The sequence below is a fragment of the Nostoc sp. genome, assembly GCF_036917755.1.
GTDB lineage: Bacteria > Cyanobacteriota > Cyanobacteriia > Cyanobacteriales > Nostocaceae > Nostoc.
Genome location: NZ_JBALFC010000021.1, coordinates 1 through 17727, shown reverse-complemented (window position 1 = coordinate 17727; position 17727 = coordinate 1). Strand labels below are relative to the sequence as shown.

General features: G+C 43.0%; 16 protein-coding genes. 7 read left to right on the top strand and 9 right to left on the bottom strand.

Translation table 11 applies throughout. From position 1 onward, the window contains the following. Nucleotides 1–36: 36 nt before the first annotated feature. Nucleotides 37–1230: an NAD(P)/FAD-dependent oxidoreductase gene (locus V7L05_RS07390; protein WP_335163237.1), complete on the bottom strand. Its 1194-nt coding sequence runs from the start codon at nt 1228–1230 to the stop codon at nt 37–39. A 626-nt stretch (nt 1231–1856) separates the two neighbouring features. On the opposite strand from V7L05_RS07390, the gene V7L05_RS07385 reads away from it, so the two are divergent. Next, nucleotides 1857–3854 (top strand): beta strand repeat-containing protein, encoded by a 1998-nt coding sequence (locus V7L05_RS07385; RefSeq protein WP_335163235.1) that lies wholly within the window; start codon nt 1857–1859, stop codon nt 3852–3854. A gap of 143 nt (nt 3855–3997) precedes the next feature. Further along, nucleotides 3998–4621 carry a 4Fe-4S single cluster domain-containing protein gene (locus tag V7L05_RS07380; protein ID WP_335163233.1) on the top strand — a complete coding sequence of 208 codons (624 nt, stop codon included), beginning with the start codon at nt 3998–4000 and terminating at the stop codon, nt 4619–4621. Between the two features lie 297 nt (nt 4622–4918). On the opposite strand, the gene V7L05_RS07375 is transcribed toward V7L05_RS07380, so the two are convergent. From V7L05_RS07375 to V7L05_RS07365, 3 genes are read right to left on the bottom strand one after another with little or no spacing between them, the layout of a single operon-like run. Further along, nucleotides 4919–6136, bottom strand: a complete 1218-nt coding sequence (locus tag V7L05_RS07375) for a glycosyltransferase family 4 protein (RefSeq protein WP_335163231.1) — start codon at nt 6134–6136, stop codon at nt 4919–4921. 56 nt (nt 6137–6192) lie between these two features. After that, on the bottom strand, nt 6193–6825 hold the full coding sequence (locus V7L05_RS07370) for a response regulator transcription factor (RefSeq protein ID WP_335163229.1): 633 nt from the start codon (nt 6823–6825) through the stop codon (nt 6193–6195). Next, entirely contained in the window at nt 6822–7658 is an 837-nt protein-coding gene (locus V7L05_RS07365; protein ID WP_335163227.1) for a S1C family serine protease, read from the bottom strand. Before V7L05_RS07365 ends, V7L05_RS07370 begins: the two co-directional genes overlap by 4 nt. Before the next feature lie 77 nt (nt 7659–7735). On the opposite strand from V7L05_RS07365, the gene V7L05_RS07360 reads away from it, so the two are divergent. Further along, nucleotides 7736–8080, top strand: a complete 345-nt coding sequence (locus tag V7L05_RS07360) for a hypothetical protein (RefSeq protein WP_335163225.1) — start codon at nt 7736–7738, stop codon at nt 8078–8080. Between the two features lie 55 nt (nt 8081–8135). Here the strand turns inward: V7L05_RS07360 and V7L05_RS07355 are convergent, their stop codons facing one another. Continuing rightward, nucleotides 8136–9047, bottom strand: coding sequence for a S1C family serine protease (locus V7L05_RS07355; protein ID WP_335163223.1), 912 nt, complete (start codon nt 9045–9047; stop codon nt 8136–8138). A gap of 684 nt (nt 9048–9731) precedes the next feature. Here V7L05_RS07355 and V7L05_RS07350 point away from each other — a divergent pair. Both V7L05_RS07350 and V7L05_RS07345 read left to right on the top strand, forming a co-directional pair. After that, the gene (locus V7L05_RS07350; protein ID WP_335163221.1) at nt 9732–10622 is read left to right on the top strand and encodes a uroporphyrinogen-III synthase; all 891 of its coding nucleotides are present in this window, start codon (nt 9732–9734) and stop codon (nt 10620–10622) included. Between the two features lie 81 nt (nt 10623–10703). Next, entirely contained in the window at nt 10704–11003 is a 300-nt protein-coding gene (locus V7L05_RS07345; RefSeq protein WP_335163219.1) for a ferredoxin, read from the top strand. Between the two features lie 241 nt (nt 11004–11244). Here the strand turns inward: V7L05_RS07345 and V7L05_RS07340 are convergent, their stop codons facing one another. After that, nucleotides 11245–11694: an Hsp20/alpha crystallin family protein gene (locus V7L05_RS07340; RefSeq protein WP_335163217.1), complete on the bottom strand. Its 450-nt coding sequence runs from the start codon at nt 11692–11694 to the stop codon at nt 11245–11247. Nucleotides 11695–12095: 401 nt separating this feature from the next. Between V7L05_RS07340 and V7L05_RS07335 the strand changes: the two genes are divergently transcribed. After that, nucleotides 12096–12416, top strand: a complete 321-nt coding sequence (locus tag V7L05_RS07335; protein ID WP_335163214.1) for a DMT family transporter — start codon at nt 12096–12098, stop codon at nt 12414–12416. Nucleotides 12417–12509: 93 nt separating this feature from the next. Here the strand turns inward: V7L05_RS07335 and V7L05_RS07330 are convergent, their stop codons facing one another. The 3 genes from V7L05_RS07330 to V7L05_RS07320 all read right to left on the bottom strand — a co-directional run bounded on the left by V7L05_RS07330 (nt 12510) and on the right by V7L05_RS07320 (nt 14649). Continuing rightward, nucleotides 12510–13544: a FecCD family ABC transporter permease gene (locus tag V7L05_RS07330; protein WP_335163212.1), complete on the bottom strand. Its 1035-nt coding sequence runs from the start codon at nt 13542–13544 to the stop codon at nt 12510–12512. A 597-nt stretch (nt 13545–14141) separates the two neighbouring features. Further along, complete coding sequence (locus V7L05_RS07325; RefSeq protein WP_335163210.1) at nt 14142–14423, bottom strand: hypothetical protein; 282 nt, start codon at nt 14421–14423, stop codon at nt 14142–14144. Beyond that, complete coding sequence (locus V7L05_RS07320) at nt 14416–14649, bottom strand: hypothetical protein (RefSeq protein WP_334944294.1); 234 nt, start codon at nt 14647–14649, stop codon at nt 14416–14418. The genes V7L05_RS07325 and V7L05_RS07320 overlap by 8 nt, the downstream gene beginning before the upstream one ends. A 1035-nt stretch (nt 14650–15684) precedes the next feature. On the opposite strand from V7L05_RS07320, the gene V7L05_RS07315 reads away from it, so the two are divergent. Further along, nucleotides 15685–17676 (top strand): beta strand repeat-containing protein, encoded by a 1992-nt coding sequence (locus V7L05_RS07315; RefSeq protein ID WP_335163208.1) that lies wholly within the window; start codon nt 15685–15687, stop codon nt 17674–17676. Nucleotides 17677–17727 lie beyond the last annotated feature (51 nt).

Here is a 17727-nt window from a genome sequence, read left to right as displayed (position 1 = left end):
ATGCCCAATGCCCAATGCCCAATGCCCAACCTGAAGTTACTGAGAAAGTGATTCGATGATCGGACGGACTAGCCAATTAAAACCAACTTTGAGTTGATGGTCTAAAGTTGGCAATCTATATAAATAGGCAATACGTCGGGCGACGTATGCCAAGCGCCCATCTAGTTTAATTCCCAAACCAGTGAGAGTGGCGTTGTCTATTCCTAGTGCCATCATTTCTCCTACCTGTTGGTAGCGGAAGGGAAGGAGGGGGCGATTAGTCAGAGTTGCCCAGATATTCCAAGCAGTATAATCAGCTTGTTGAAAAGCCGCTTGTGCCGTAGCGGGAACTTCCTGCCCTTCAGCATCATGACAGTCTGCTAAATCTCCCAAGGCAAAGATTTCTGGATGATCAAGGACTTGCAAATTAGATGTAGTAGTGATTTGACCACGCTGATTTTGCTTGAGGGGAAGAGATTTCACTACGGGCGCAACCCTAGTTCCTACAGTCCAAATTACCAAATCTACCGGAATCGTGTCTACCTGGTTTTTGTACTCTAGGGAGATGCTATTTTGTTCTATTAATTCTACTTTGGTTTCTAAATCAAGAAACACGCCACGGGCTTCTAAAGCTTTCTTTGCTGCTTCCCGGTTAAACTCTGGGGAAGTTCGCAAAATTTGGTCAGCGATTTCAATGATCCGAAAGCGTCCTCTTTCTCCTAGTCTGTCGGCTAACTTACAGGCTAACTCTACACCACTGTAGCCAGCCCCAACGATCGCCACCCGAATTTTATCAGCATCCGATTCTTCTAAAAATCGCAGGCGTTCTTCCAAACGATAAGCATCAGAGATTGTGCGGAATGTGTAGGCATAAGATGTTGCACCAGGGACTAAATCTAGCGGTGTCTCACCTCCTAGCGCCAGCACTAATCGGTCGTAAGCGATTTCCGGCCCTGACTGTATATTTACCCGTTGCTGGTTGATGTCAATTCCAGACACAACCCCTTGATAAAAACGCACTCCTGTGCCTTGTAAAATTTCTTCAAACGGTGGGGCAATTTCCCAGGTTTGCAGTTCGCCAGTGAGTAATTCGTAAAGTAAAGGAGAAAATAGGAAGCGATCGCTTTGATCTACTAGAACAATTTCGGGTTTTTGCGTAGATTCCCAAGGTAACTGGCTTAAGCGCAGGGCTGTGTAAAGACCGCCAAAGCCTCCGCCAAGGATACAAATTCTAGAAGTTTGTTGAGTCATCTATTCTATTTATGGGACAGTCAATATTGGTTGAGCAACTAACTTCAGTCTAGTCAGTTAAAGCTGACTTTTCCAAATCCTCCAAGGTTTTTGAGGCATTAGTCATTAGTCATCAGTTAAACAATTATTTCGATATTAGACAAAATGTATCTAGCCGTATTATTACTTAGTATTTTTCCAGCTTAAATTCGATTTCGATACAAGCAAATATAAAGTAAAATAAACTCTGAATAAATTTAAAATTATCACCTCATATCTGTGTTACAAAAGTTTTGAAGTTGAAGTATATATTCAAACGCTTTTAAAGTTTGAAAAAACAGTTCCCTAGTACACTGTGGCGGAGGTTTGCCTGCTTTTGACAAGAGTGTTAAGCCCCAAGTCTTGTTAATTGAGATGATAGCTGGATTTTCGCTGTACTGTACTAAAGATTTGGCTATAAAGATCAGTAATTTTTGATACACCTCACACAGCGCTGTTTACAACAGCGTAGTAGTTGATCCTCTTTGAGAAAACTCAGTTCTGAATACTCAGTGAGCAGTAGAAAAAATGCTAAAGACTCGTATTAGTAAAAAGACGAGCCTTGAGCGCAATATTTATACACCTGAAAAAAAATCGGAGTAATTTCAATGTCTCTATTTACCGTCACTAACACCAACAATGGTGGTACAGGTTCACTGCGGCAGGCAATTCTAGATGCCAATGCTCTTACAGGAAGCGACATCATCGAATTTGGTGGACTGTTTACTGATGCGATCGCTCATACCATCAGTTTGACTGGTAGTAGTCTAAGTATCACAGATAACCTTACCATTAAAGGCACAAATTCGAGCTTACTAACTATTAGTGATGATAGTGCTTCTCGTGTTTTTGACATTGGCAGTGGTGTAACAGCTGCAATCAACGGGCTGACTATTACTAATAGCTACAAAAATGCCGGAGGAGGCGGTGCTATCTCCAATGCAGGCGTTTTTACCTTAAGCGACAGCACTATCACTGGCAACTCGGCTGCGGACGGAGGCGGCATTTACAACTCTAGCTCTGGCAGCTTCACTGTAAACAACAGCACCATCACTGGCAACTCAGCTACGGATGCAGGCGGCGGCATCTACAGCGAAGGGACTATAACCGTGAGTAATAGCCTTATCAGTGGTAACAAGGCCAGCAACGGCGGCGGTATCAACAGCTCTGGCATCCTATCGGTAAGTAAAAGCACCATCAGTGATAACTCGGCAGACCGCGAAGGTGGCGGCATCTACAACTATGTCTTTAACGAGAACGGCAGCTCCAATATAGGCATCGTTACCGTAAGTAATAGCACCATTAGCGGCAACACTGCGTCATACGACGGCGGCGGTATCTATGGTTACGAACGTGGCACTATAACCGTGAATAACAGCCTGATCAATGGGAACAGCGTCAGCTTCAGATCGAGCTATTACGGTGGCGGCGGCATCTTTAGTTCTGGCATCCTATCAGTGAATAAGAGTACCATCAGTGGCAACACTGCCGAATATGGCGGCGGTATCTATGGTATCTATGAAGGCACTATAAACGTGAGTGATAGCGTCATCAGTGGCAACAAGGCCAGCAACGGCGCTGGCATTTACACTGGTGTCACCCTATTAGTGAATAAGAGTACCATCAGTGGCAACAATGCCTCATACGGCGGCGGTATCTATGATGGCGGCGGTATCTATGATGACGGCGGCAGTCTTAACGAGGGCGATGGCACTATAACCGTAAATGACAGCAGCATCAGTGGCAACACTGCCTCATACGGCGGCGGTATCTATAATGGCGGTCAGACAGACGGCGGACCCAATATAATTGCCGGCACTATAACCGTGAATAACAGCACCATTAATGGCAATAGTGCATCATACGGCGGCGGTATTGCTGGTTATGGCACTGTAATGGTGAGTGAGACTACCATCAGTGACAACACGGCAATCGAAGGCGGCGGCATCTATAATCGGGGCTTTATCATTCCCGGCTACCATGACCCAGATATTCTCGGATATGGCACCTTTAAGGTGAACAATAGCACTCTCACTAAGAATCATGCATCCACTGGGGGCGGCATCTACAATAATGGCAACCTATCGGTGAGTAGTGACAGCCTGATCAGTGATAACTATGCTAGCGACTACGGTGGCGGCATCTACAACTCTAGCTCTAACGAATACAACGACTACAATCAATTAGGCATCGTTAACGTGATTAATAGCATCATTCGTGGTAATCAGGCAGGGAAAGCCGGCGGTGGTATTTACAATAATGGCAACGATGGCGGCGACATTTATGGATCTACTGTTAATAACGGCAGCTCCAATAAATTAGGTATCGTTAATGTGAATGATACTACCATTAGTAGCAATCAGGCACCCCTTGGCAGTGACATCTACAATAATGCCTCCCTCACGGTGGGCAACAGCACTATCAAGCTCAATAACGCTTTTGGGATCGAACTCACTTCTACTTCTGATGGTTACAAGATAGATAATAGTAGGATTTACAACTCTAACTCTGGCACGATCACAGTGAACTACAACAATGCGATCGCTTATAGCTCTCCTGATAATAATCTGGTAAGTAACATTACCATCAACGCCGTTATAACCTGATTGACCGAATTCGTGAAATTTTGGATTTTGGAAATTGCTCCTGCCTTCTGCTTCTCCAGTTATATGACCATTGTCACGGTTATATAATTGGAGATTCGCTATAGTTAACGGTTAACAGGCAATGGCTAAAAGGAGTTAAAGAGATGGAAATTAAGCCAACTGACCCATCGCTAGCACTCATAGAAATTCCCTCTGGCTATCTCAACATTATGGGTTACGTTGATCAGTCAGAAGTTAATGGCCCTGGTTGTCGCGCAGTCGTCTGGGTACAAGGTTGTCTTCGTGAGTGTCCTGGCTGCTTTAATACGAACTCCTGGTCATTTGAGGCTAACCAATTGATTGCTATTGATACTCTTGCCGAGAATATTCTCAGCAATCCCCGCAATATGGGTGTAACGTTCTCTGGTGGAGAACCGTTTTGGCAAGCAACTGCACTGGCATCTTTAGCTCAAAAAGTAAAAGCTGCTGGGTTAAATGTAATGTCTTTTTCTGGGTTCACTCTTAAGCAGCTACAGTCTGAATCTGCGCCACCAGGTTCTCAAGCATTGTTAGAACAACTTGATATCCTGATTGACGGGCCTTTTGTACAATCTCTGGCAATTAATTCTCCCAATTCTCCAGTTTCTTCTAGCAATCAACGGGTTCGTGTCTTAAATCCAGCTTTTCAAGACCAAATTACTTGGGCTAGCGACCAGATAGAAGTCCACATCCTCAAGGATGGTGGCCGCATTGTCACTGGCTATCAAGGTGGGCTGGAGTTGACTTAGGGACTGACAAGAAATAAATTATCCATCTTGTGGGGTGGGCATCTTGCCATTGGTATCAACTTAAGGTTAAAAGGGCGGTTAGAAACCGCGTCTACACAGGCAAAACCCACCTTCGTGGGTTAAGAACCCTTGATTTTGCATTAGTCCACGAAGGTAGACTTTGTTTGTGTAGCCGCGAATTCCATTCGCCAGGGCTTAAGTTGACACGCATAGCATCTTTGCCCGCCCTGAATATCGGACGGGTGAGGACACCCATCCCACAAGAGAATTTGGGATGTTTTTTTATTTGGAAGTCCCTTACTCTTTCCCAAGACAAACTTGTTCATAGCTTTTACCAGCAATATCCCAAGTGAATTCTGTTTCTACCAGTTGTCTGCCGTTGTGAGACAATTCTAAACGCAGATGTGGATGATCAAATAGTTGACTAATAGCGGTGACGTACTCTGCTGGTTTATTGGCTCGTAATGCCCGTAGTGTATGACTAGCAACATCTACGGCTAATCCTTCTAAGCCGCGATCGCTCGCTACTACAGGTACACCAGCGGCCATTGCTTCTAAAGTTTTATTTTTAATGCCAAACCCAGTCCGCATCGGTACAACGCAGATGGTGGCTTGATGTAAATATTCTACCATCGCAGGCACACGCCCAATCACATTAATTCCTGGTTTTTGATCAAGTGCTAAAACTGCTGGCACCGGATGAGAACCGACAATATCAAAAGTTGTATCAGGATACAATTTTTGGATTTCTGGCAAAACTTCGTTGCTGAAAAAGCAGACAGCATCAATGTTTGCTAAATTATCCATTGCCCCGATGAAAATTAAGCGATGTCCTCCTAGATCGGTGGTGCGGTTGGGGAAAGAAACTAAATCTACGCCATTAGGAATAACTGTAATTTCACTATTGGGGTTAAATTCTTGTAGTTGAATTTTATCTTCTTCTGTTGTGGCGACAATTGCCGAAAATTTAGCACAGTAGTTTTGCTCATAACGACGCAAAAGTGGCAGATTAATTTTGTCTCTGAGGGAATTTTCGGAAATGCCCGTTGCTAGTTGGTTCCGACAGGTAGCGTAAACGGAACTATGAACATTAACTATGGTTTTTAGCTGTTTGTGGAAATGCGATTTTACATAAATTTCATTGACGCTATGTTCGCAGGTAATTACATCACATTTCCCCGCTTCCACCCAGTTATCAATCCATGTTTGCATCTCAACTGAGTAGCGGTTGAGTACACTTGGCGGTGTCCCCTCTTGCAAAAATCTCCCAAATCGCTGTATTTTCTGCAATATTCCGGTGGTTGCCGAATCTGGCGGGCGTTCAAAAATGGCTAGATGATCCACGCAATCGCGTAATCCTGCTATTTCTGCGTCTGTAACATCGCCCTCGCGTTGAGTCGCGAGGGTGACAGTATGGCGTTGACTTAAATATTTAAGTAAATTAAATGTCCTCACTTGGGTTCCCCCGCGTGTTGGTGGGTAGGGAAAAGTGGAAGATAGCATTAAAATGTTCATATTTAAGCAACGGTTGGGGGATCTGAGTGCGTAAGTCCTATGATAATGACTACAAATCACAGCATAATCAAACCCAGTCGCACACCCACAGCAACAGCCTCGGTACGGCTGGAGACACTGAGCTTTTGAAAAATGGATGAGAGATGAAATTTGACGGTATGCTCAGAAATATGCAAACGTTTAGCGATCGCTTTATTCCCCAACCCTGACCCCAGCATTCCTAAAACCTCTATCTCCCGTGGTGTCAAGCTTTGTACAGGATTTGTTACCACTTTTTCGCGGATAGATAGTAATTCTACAGCATCCGGGTGCAGCACCACTAAACCAAATGCGATCGCCTCCACAGCTGCGACAATTTCTGACTCTGTGCTAGTAGTGGGCAATATCCCCCGGATACCAGAACGTAATGCCGTCTCTAAGTCGATGCTATCGAGTTCCTCAACAATGACGATCATTCCTAATGGGTATTCTTTCTCTTGAATAAGCAGCAATTTTTCCCACACGGATTGTTGAAGATTACTGCTCAAATCTACCAGCACTACATCTGGCTGTAATTGCCCAACTTCCCTTGCCAATACATCCAAATCGGATGCACTCCCCACAACCGTTAGCCGAGGATTGGTAGTTACCACAGCTGATAACCCTGCCCGCACTACAGGGGAAGTCGCAACTACCATCACCCGGATCATCTCGCCTCCGCAGCAGTTTTCCCAGACTGCACGGCAACATAAATCACGAATTGCTGTCCACCGCGTAGGAGTTGTAGCGGCAGAGATCCTTTACTGTCATGGAGATTTTTAGTTAAATCATTCATGCTAGTGAATAATCGCCCCGAAACTCCAATTAAAACATCGCCGATTTGCACACCAGCAGTTTCCGCCGCACTGCCAGGTAAAATTGACAACACCAATAAACCCAAGCTACGCCGATCTAAAAGCACAGGTTGCAGTGTGACTCCCAGTTGCGGACGACTATTTACTTGTAAAAAATGCTCAACTGTGCTGCTGGGAACTGCCACAGCCAAACCATTAACAATCATGGTGTTAATTCCCACGACTCGACCGAGACAATCGGCAAGCGGTCCCCCAGAATTTCCCGGATACAGCTGCAAATCGGCCATAACTGCTTGCGGATTATTTCCATAGATAATTCCAGTTGTTACAGCACCACTCTCAGCAAAGGGATTACCCACCGCTAAGACTAATTCACCGACTCGTAACCCCTCAGAATTACCAATGGTTGCAGCAGTTAAATTAATGGCGACAATTTTTAGGGCGGCTAAATCCTGCTGGGGATCAAATTGTGTACGCACCGCATCAAATACCCTTCCGTCAGCCAATTCCACAGTTGCGCGGTTGCTGGTTGCGACATGAGCATTAGTGATAATTAGTCCGTCAGATTGCCAAATTACACCAGAACCGACTCCCAGAGAGCCGCTTTTTACTTTGACAGTGCGATCGCGTAGTTTAGCAGCTACCTCTGTCAATTCAGCAGCGATGTTAGTTAATGTTGTGTTTGCCATGTTATACAATTTTTGAGCACGTCAAAGTAGAATCAGTGAACTGACAATAGTTTTTAGTCGGGTTGGGATAATTGAGAATGCTCCAAGATATCAGTCAACCCAACTTTGGAAAGCAAATTCTGACAGTTCCAAGTTCAAAGACTCAACGTTTGAGCAAAAAGGTGGAAGTTCCGAGTTCAGAGGCTCAACGTTCGAGTAAAAAGGTGGAAGTTCCGAGTTCAAAGGCTCAACGTTCGAGCAAAAAGGTGGAAGTTCCGAGTTCAAAGGCTCAACGTTCGAGCAAAAAGGTGGAAGTTCCGAGTTCAGAGGCTCAACGTTCGAGCAAAAAGGTGAAAGTTCCGAGTTCAGAAGCTCAACATTCGAGCAAAAAGGTGAAAGTTCCGAGTTCAGAAGCTCAACATTCGAGCAAAAAAGTCGAATGAATAGAAAATTTAGATAAATCTTGACAGAGCTAGTTAAACCCATCCCAAATTGGGATTATTCCTCCTTAGTAGGTCTTTCACCAAGTGCGATCGCTAACTCAATTAACGTTCCACCCCGGACAAATTGCAGGTTGACAGTTTTACCAATGCGATCGCTACTATTGAGTAGCGCCAACACATCACCTGTATCGCCTACAGTTACGCCATCGAACGTTACCAAAACATCGCCAAGCAGCACACCTGCATTTTCAGCAGGACCAGAAGCCTCAACATTAACGACAATTATCCCAGTTGCAGAGCTTAAATTGAGAGCAGTTTTCAAGTTGTTTGGTAAGCGTACAGGTTGCATTCCCACACCCAAGTAGCCCTTAGAAATGCGTCCTTTTGCGATTAATTGGTCAACCACGCGATCGACTGTAGCAGTGGGAATAGTCAAAGCAGTACCACGTCGCCCTGATGTATTCATACCTACCACAAAACCAGCAGCATCTACGAGCGGACCACCTGAAAAACCAGAGTAAAGGGTGATGTCTGGGCGAATGAATTGGTCAATATTCCCGCCACTCATACTCTGCCAAGCACCGCTAACCACACTCACTGCACCCATCGCCGCCCTTAAATCACCTTCGCTACCTCTTGCCAGTCCTAATACCAGATGACCAACTTTCAGCGTTTTGGCATCGCCAACTTTTGCCACAGGTATTTCTACATTTTCTAGTTTAAAAACAGCGATATCGGTGCTAGAGTCATGACCAACGAGTGTTACTGGCGCAGTGCTACCATTTGAGAGAGTGATGGTGATGTCGTCATAGCGCTGTAGGGACTCATCAGAGGTAACAATGATGCCATTACGCCAGTGAATGCCAGTTGGAGAAACACGAGTACCCCCATTCACAGCAACCACAGCACTCCCAGCTTGTTCTACGGTGTCAGCTAAACTGTTGGATAAAGCCAATAATGAAGACATAAGATTTTTCTGCAAATGTTCTTTAGATGTTCATATCGTGCCGTCTTCTACACACAGATGACATCGGAAAAATGGGGAGAATTCATCCTAGAAAAATGGCTAGGATTTATATAAGTTTTTTGGGGTTGCTGAATCAAGATATGAATAATTTTGTGCAATACGTTTGGGTTAAGGCTTATCATTAGCAACATCTTTATAAATCTTTTGCTTCGCTGCCATCCCGCCTCGGAATTTATTCCGAGGCTAATAGCTAAAGTCCTCTCAAGAGGACTAAACATAACTAGGACTTACGCACGAGTTACAGAATAACGAACCGCAGAGGCGCAGAGGGCATGGAGAAATCAGAGTTTGAGAGATATTTTGCGTAAGTCCTAATAACATTTCAAGCGATGTAAATGGCTATCCTCGGTGAAAGGAAAAATTTCAGTCCACGCTTAGTGGACTTGAGCTATTAGCCTAGAACTTAAGTTCTGGGCGGGATATTGGTTAGCACGACACTTTGACTGTTACAAAAATGTAGATAACAGGGAGAAAATATCAACAACATCGAGCGTACAGCAATACTAAATGAGTCGTGAAAATCTCCGATTCCTCTCTCTGTGTTCTCTGCGCCTCTGCGGTTAATTTCTTTTTACAAATGATTTAGGACTGCTATATTGCATTCTAAGCTGGAATAGCAATCAAATGGCAGATAAACAAATGCACACCCAATCAAGAGAAATCAACCTGCTCACTCCATCTAGAGAATTACCTTTATATGGCAAGAGAATTTTAGTCACAGCGCCGAGAAATTATGCTTATAGGTTATCTGAACAAATCATCAAACAAGGTGGCTTGCCTATTTTCATGCCTACTATCGAAACCAGCTATTTATCAAACTACACTAAGTTAGATACTGCTCTAGTCCATATAGACGAATTTGATTGGATTATCTTCACCAGTAGAAACGGCATCACGGCATTTTTTCATCGCATGAATGATTTAGATATTCCCGTGTCTGTGGTAGAAAAATGTCACTTATGTGCATTAGGAAAAGACGCAGAAAGCTTATTATCTTTTTGTGGCAAAGTGGATTTAATTCCTACAGAATCTAGCCCAGGCGGAATTGTCACTGAACTAGCGAAACTACCGGAAATTAACCAGAAAAAAGTGCTGATACCGGCTCCAGAAGTTGTGGGTTTGCCTGAGCCTGATGTTGTACCCAATTTAATTACCGATTTGCAGCAATTGGGCATAGAAGTTACTCGCGTACCCACTTATATTACACAGGGTTTAGACACAAGTATCTATGGTGTTGAATTAAACCTGATGCGTCAAGGAATGATCGATGTAATTGCCTTTAGTAGCACGGCGGAAGTTGAAAGCTTTTTGACAATGGTCAACTCGCAAAGCGATTATGAAGGCTGTATTATTGCGTGTTTTGGCCCTTATACAACTGCTAACGCCCAAAAGTTGGGTATGAATGTCTCTATCGTGTCTGCGGATTATAGTTCATTTGAGGGATTTGGTGATGCGATCGCAGAATTTTTTACTCTCAGTTCTAGTTCACACTCAGCGCTTGGTGATGTAGGGTAATCAACCACATTTCACTCTAGACTAGCTGCACATAAACCCGTAGTATCGGAAATAGAGTTTATCTTAACTAGGGACTGTTACATGGCAACTTACAAGGTCACATTACGTACTCCAGATGGAGAAAAAACAATTGAAGTCCCTGATGATGAGTACATCCTAGAGATTGCTAACGAGGAAAATGGGCTAGACTTACCCTATTCCTGTAATGCTGGTTCTTGCTCTAGCTGCACCGGAAAGCTGATTTCAGGTACAGTTAACCAAGATGATCAGAATTTCTTAGACGACGATCAAATTGACGAGGGATGGGTTCTCACCTGCGTTGCCTATGCCACTTCTGACTGTGTAATCCAAACCCATCAAGAAGATGCGCTTAACGCTTAACCAACAAATGTGGATTTAATCAAGAGCAAGTTTTGTCAGATACGTTAGGACATTCGTCCCAGCGTACCTAAAATCTGAAATGGTGCGTTATCCTACGCAATAACATAGTCTACAAGATTTAAAATTTTGCACTTTCCTAATAAATCTGTATAGGCTGAATAATTCATACTAAAAAGCGCTCTCTAAAAGTAGAGCGCTTTTTATTTAGTTTAATAGATAGCTAGCAGATATCAAGTGAAAATTAGCCAGATGATGCTAGATTAACTTTGACAACTTTATTCTTTTCTTCTTCAGCTTTGGGTAGCGTCAGATTCAAGATGCCATCTTTATAATCTGCCGTGACGTTGGTATTTTGAATCCGAGCAGGTAAAGGAATTACACGTTGGAATTTACCATAGTGGAATTCGCTTTTGATCACACCTTTATCTTCAGATTTTGCTTCAGACTTCCGCTCACCACTCAGGTATACAGCATTTTCTGTAACTTGCAAATCCACGTCTTTAGCTTCAATTCCCGGAAGTTCTAGCTTCAGGTGAATTGCATCTTCAGTTTCTTTTAACTCAGCAGAGGGAACTCTAGATAAACCTCTATCCAAAAATGCAGTTGCCAAAGTATCTTCATCAAATAAGCGATTGATTTGGCGTTGTATTGTGTTAAATTCTTGCCAGGGGTTCCAACGTACTAATGTCATATATCTACCTCGGAGAATCAGTATCTTTGCTGTTGAACTAATTGAGGATTTGATTCCTTGCTTTGTTCTCATAGTATTTAAAAATAAAAGTGGTGTAAATTCGGTTTTTATCACCTGATTTAGGAAGATTACCGAACCAAAAATCTAGTTAATAACAAGTACGGTAATTTTCAATAGTGTGTGTTCGGTAAACTCTACAAAAGCAGACTTGAAATATAGTAATTCTATTGAAAACACTGATACTATTCTCACCCGCGCCCTACTCTTAAAGCTTGCTAGGAGTAACGTATCCTACAAATATTTAGTATATTCACGCGACTAATGATCATAATTAGACCTGTTGTATTTTTTTTATTTCACAGAGATAATAAGAGATTCCTAACAAACTGCTGATAACAGATATGTCAACAAGTTGGTTTTACCTTATTGCAGCAATCCTCTTTGAAGTTTCAGGCACAACTTGCATGAAGTTATCGCAAGGATTTACTAAAATAGTTCCTTCGGTATTAATATTTGTTTTCTACGGACTTTGTTTTAGTTTTTTGACCCTTGCTCTCAAAAGACTTGAAGTGAGTGTGGCTTATTCTGTTTGGGCTGGATTGGGAACTATCCTAATTGCGATCATTGGTATTATCTGGTTTCGGGAATCTGCCACATTCATAAAACTTATGTCGATCGCCTTAATAATCATGGGGGTAATTGGCATAAATGCAAGTCAATAAATGAGTCTAGGAAAGTACATTTGGATTCACTGATAAAAGTGTAGACACGCAGTGCAAAGCCGGAAAGCTTTCGTGTCTTCTCCAGGCTTGTAGTTATTTATTAAACCCAGCAGAACGACGATAAAGTAACCAGATAAATAAGGGTGAACCCAGCAAGGCAGTAACGGAACCTACTGGTAATTCTACTGCTCCTAGTCTAGAGAGTAAATCTGCAAAAGTCAGTAACCATGCACCCGCAAGGGCGGAAAGTGGCAACACAAAGCGATGATCTGTACCAACGATCAGGCGGACACCGTGAGGAACAACAAGACCAACGAATCCAATCAAGCCACTGATGCTGACTGCACCTGCGGCTAATAGAGTGGCGACACCACCAATCAAAAGGCGCGATCGCGTCAACGAAACCCCCAAACCCACAGCCAAATCATCTCCCAAAGCCAACACATTTACCGATCGCGCCAGCAAGCATCCCCCGATCAATGCAACGATGATATAAGGGCCAGCCGTAGCAATTTCTTGCCACCCCCGTCCATTGAGACTACCAACCAGCCAACTCAGCGCAATTTGAATTTGACCGTCTTCAGCTAAAAGCAGCAATGTACTTTGGACAGCACCAAATAAAGAACTCACCGCCACTCCGCCTAAAATCAACCGCTCAACAGAAATTCCCGACCCCGAACGACCGATCAAAATCACGATCGCAGAAGTCAAAATAGCTCCCATCCACGCTGCTAAAGGAATTGCGATCGGGAATATTTGCCACACGATCATCAGAATCACAATTAATCCTGCACCTGCTGAAATGCCCAAAATAAATGGATCAGCAAGACTATTGCGTAACATTCCTTGCAGCAGTGCCCCTGACATTCCCAAGGCTGCGCCGACAATCAGAGCAGCTGTAATGCGCGGGAGGCGCAAATCCCAGAGAATTGTCTGTTTAACCGGATCGCCTTGGTGGAGTATAGCTTGCCAAAATTCTGACATACTTAAGGGTACTGCTCCTTGAGAAAGCGACAGCGCTAGCGTTACCACCAGTGCTGTACCAAAGAGTAAAACAGCCCAAAATACGCGGTGTTCAGTAAAAATTGTCTGAAATGGTCTAGTCAAATTCCGGTCTAGTATTTTCATTCACTATAATTCATCCCAAACACGGTTATTGGGGCAGTAAGCCTCAAACAAGTTTTAGCAGTAATGACTTTAACAAAGTATGTTCAGTTTAATTCTCCAGCAAGACAGGCAGCACGAATTGAAGCCTAATTAAAATCCCCGTCACAAAACTTAATTACGAACGCGAGTGCGTGCCGGAGGCTCTATTACGAATTACGAATTACGAATTATTTTAAATGGTTCGATGGACGGAAACCACGAGTGAAGTTTTTATAAAAGAATGCTTAGTCCCAAAGTTATGGTCGGGTGCAGTTGTTGTCATAGATAATGTTCCTGTCCACAAAACAGCTTCAATTGAAACTTTAATTGAATCCATTGCTGCAACTACTCTTAATTTGTCTCCTTACTTATTCAATCCTAAGCATCTAAGAAATTGGTTTGCAAACTGCTGCTACTGTACCTCATAAGCCTGAAATCTGCTGTAAATTACAATTGTTATTTCTTGTCGGTGTGGGAAAAATATGTGTAGAGACGTTGCAAAGCAACATCTCTACATCGGTAGAGCAAATTATCTTATCTAAATCGTATTCGTTCAGGGTTAGCTCGTGAAAATTCACTTCAATTATTTTCAAACCTAGTCGAATACCCTAACACAAGTAATTTCTTATGCTTACGCTTCTTCTTATTCTTGAGGACAATCAAATAATTCTCAACGTAGCGAAAAGCAGCTGCACAGTCGTAATCAGCAATGGCTATAGCTTGCAAAAAAACTTTTGGGGGAATTTCAAACCCTAAAAATTTTTCTATTAAAACTAACAAACTTTTATCTGTGGCAGGGAAAGTAGTTGTTTCTGCTCCTTCTGAATCATGAAATGTATCATCAATTAATGCTTTATACACTTTGTACCTCCCCAAAAGCATAAGATGCAAAGCCTGTAATAAAGTTTAGCTGCTGATCACGAGTTTGTAAGTTAACTGGGAGTTCATTACTAGGACATCCGATCTCCCGTAAAATCTCCAAACAATAAGTACTGAATTGAGTGTATGGAGCTTGCTCCAATTCTTGAGCTACTTCTAGAGCCATCTCCAGATTGACTTGGATAACCGTCTTTACAGGGTTGGTCATAAACACGCCCTAATAAACTGGATGCTCTAAGTTTTGATCACAAGTACAAATAGCGTAACAGTGTTTTTGCGGAATTTATGAAGAGGGGAAATTAAAGTATCAGCGCATTTGCGGTAATATATCCAAAGTTAGGCTCTCCTGGGCTGAGAGCTAGGCAATTTCGATCTAACTGCGATCGCTTCGTCGTACCCTTTCTCTACGGAATGCTACGGGAACGGTGAAGCAAGCTACGCCTAGCGGACACACCAGAAGACGTTGACGTAGTTGGTGGTTCGTTTAAAGCCAATTGGTATAAGTAGACGTGAACAATTAACCCCAACAAAAAACTTACCGCGACTCGACTGAGCGATCGCCGAACGTCTTGATAAGTAAGTGGGTCAAATTAAATATAAAACCTCACCCTGCCTCCGGCTTCCCTCTCCGAACTCACAGAGAGAGATTGAGGGTGAGGTTTGATCTTATGTTTAATTACACCACCTACTTAGTTGCTATGAAACTTAAACCCACGGAATTTGTTAAATTTACATTCTGTAACATAATTTGTGTCTTGATATTAAACATAATTTTGTGACTGAATCATGTTACCTTTTCAAAAAATATTTTATTGCTTCCCAATATTTCCGGCACAAAAGTGCCCGCGTTTTAGAGAAACCTGAATGCTTACGCATTTTTATTTTACCAGATTAGGACTTACGCATCATAAATATATATGTGGGGTACGAAATTTTGGCTTTTGAGCCATATCTAACGCACCTTCAGCAATATGCGACCAAAATAAGGGTTATGTTCAGCGCCGGAAACTTTCATTTTGCCTAATAAATATTATCGCTAATTTGTAGACTGTGTAAGTCTTACAGATATATAAAAGGACATCAACATTATTTATCTTTATATATATTTCATCAGAAAATTATCGTTTTATAGATTTAACTTCATGATGTTTTATGAGAAGTTTATCGTTTGAATTATTGCAAGATGCGAGTATTACATAGATCGAATCAATTTTGATCTCCACAATTATAAAGGTTATAAAATATGTCCATTATTGTTGGTACTCCTAACAATGACTTTTTGTTGGGTACTAGTAGTGACGATCTGATTGATGGTGGTGCAGGCAATGACACATTGTTAGGTGGTGCAGGCGATGACACCTTTAAGGGTGGTCAGGGCAACGACAGTCTTAATGGCGGAGTTGGCTTTGATACCGCAGACTACAGTAACTTGGGTAAAAGCATTACCCTCTCAGGTGTAGGGACAATTATCAAAGCTGGTGGTTTGGGAACAGACACAGTTTTTCAAGTAGAAAGGGTAGTTGCTGATGCCACTGTTGCCAACAATACCATAGATGCATCTCAATCTTTGCCTGGGGTAGCAGCGATCGCTGACCTAGAAGCCCAAACTATCTCTGCCCTCAACGTTCCTGGTTTGGGAACATTGACATTTAATGTAGTCAACTTTGACAATGTTATCGGCACAATTAACAATGACACCATTAAGGGCGATGCCCAAAATAATCTATTATCTGGTCTTGATGGCAATGACCTGATTGATGGTGGTGCAGGCAATGACACATTGTTAGGTGGTGCAGGCGATGACACCTTTAAGGGTGGTCAGGGCAACGACAGTCTTAATGGCGGAGTTGGCTTTGATACCGCAGACTACAGTAACTTGGGTAAAAGCATTACCCTCTCAGGTGTAGGGACAATTATCAAAGCTGGTGGTTTGGGAACAGACACAGTTTTTCAAGTAGAAAGGGTAGTTGCTGATGCCACTGTTGCCAACAATACCATAGATGCATCTCAATCTTTGCCTGGGGTAGCAGCGATCGCTGACCTAGAAGCCCAAACTATCTCTGCCCTCAACGTTCCTGGTTTGGGAACATTGACATTTAATGTAGTCAACTTTGACAATGTTATCGGCACAATTAACAATGACACCATTAAGGGCGATGCCCAAAATAATCTATTATCTGGTCTTGATGGCAATGACCTGATTGATGGTGGTGCAGGCAATGACACATTGTTAGGTGGTGCAGGCGATGACACCTTTAAGGGTGGTCAGGGCAACGACAGTCTTAATGGCGGAGTTGGCTTTGATACCGCAGACTACAGTAACTTGGGTAAAAGCATTACCCTCTCAGGTGTAGGGACAATTATCAAAGCTGGTGGTTTGGGAACAGACACAGTTTTTCAAGTAGAAAGGGTAGTTGCTGATGCCACTGTTGCCAACAATACCATAGATGCATCTCAATCTTTGCCTGGGGTAGCAGCGATCGCTGACCTAGAAGCCCAAACTATCTCTGCCCTCAACGTTCCTGGTTTGGGAACATTGACATTTAATGTAGTCAACTTTGATAATGTTATCGGCACAATTAACAATGACACCATTAAGGGCGATGCCCAAAATAATCAATTATTTGGTCTTGGTGGCAATGACCTGATTGATGGTAGAGGTGGCAACGACCTGATAGACGGTGGACAAGGCGATGACACCATTAAGGGTGGTCAGGGTAACGACAGCATTGATGGCGGGGATGGACAAGACACCGTAGATTACAGCCTCAGTGGTGGTGTCACAGTATTACCAACAGGTACAGTTCAAAAAAGTGGTGGTGGTGCAGACCAACTTATTAGGATTGAAAAAATTATTGGTTCAGCAACTGCGATAGATACGATAGACGCTTCTGGAACCAATGTACAGCTAATTGGTGATTTATCCGCACAACAAGTCAACGTCAGCAATATTCCCGGTTTCGGTTCTTTAAATTTCGGAGTTGTGAACTTTGACAACCTTACCGGAGGTAATGGAAATGACCGCTTAACTGGGAATGCTGGAGCCAATACCCTGAACGGTGGTTCGGGTGATGACAACCTTGATGGTAGAGATGGTAATGATATTCTGATTGGCGGATTGGGCAAAGATATCTTAGCTGGTGGAGCAGGAGCTGATATCTTCCGTTACAACAGTGCTTTAGAGGGTGGCGATATTAGACCTCTTGCAAAAGTCCCAGATGCGTGGGACAAATAAGTTAGAGTTGGGTAGCATTAATGACCTACGAACAAGTAAAGATCCTAAAGC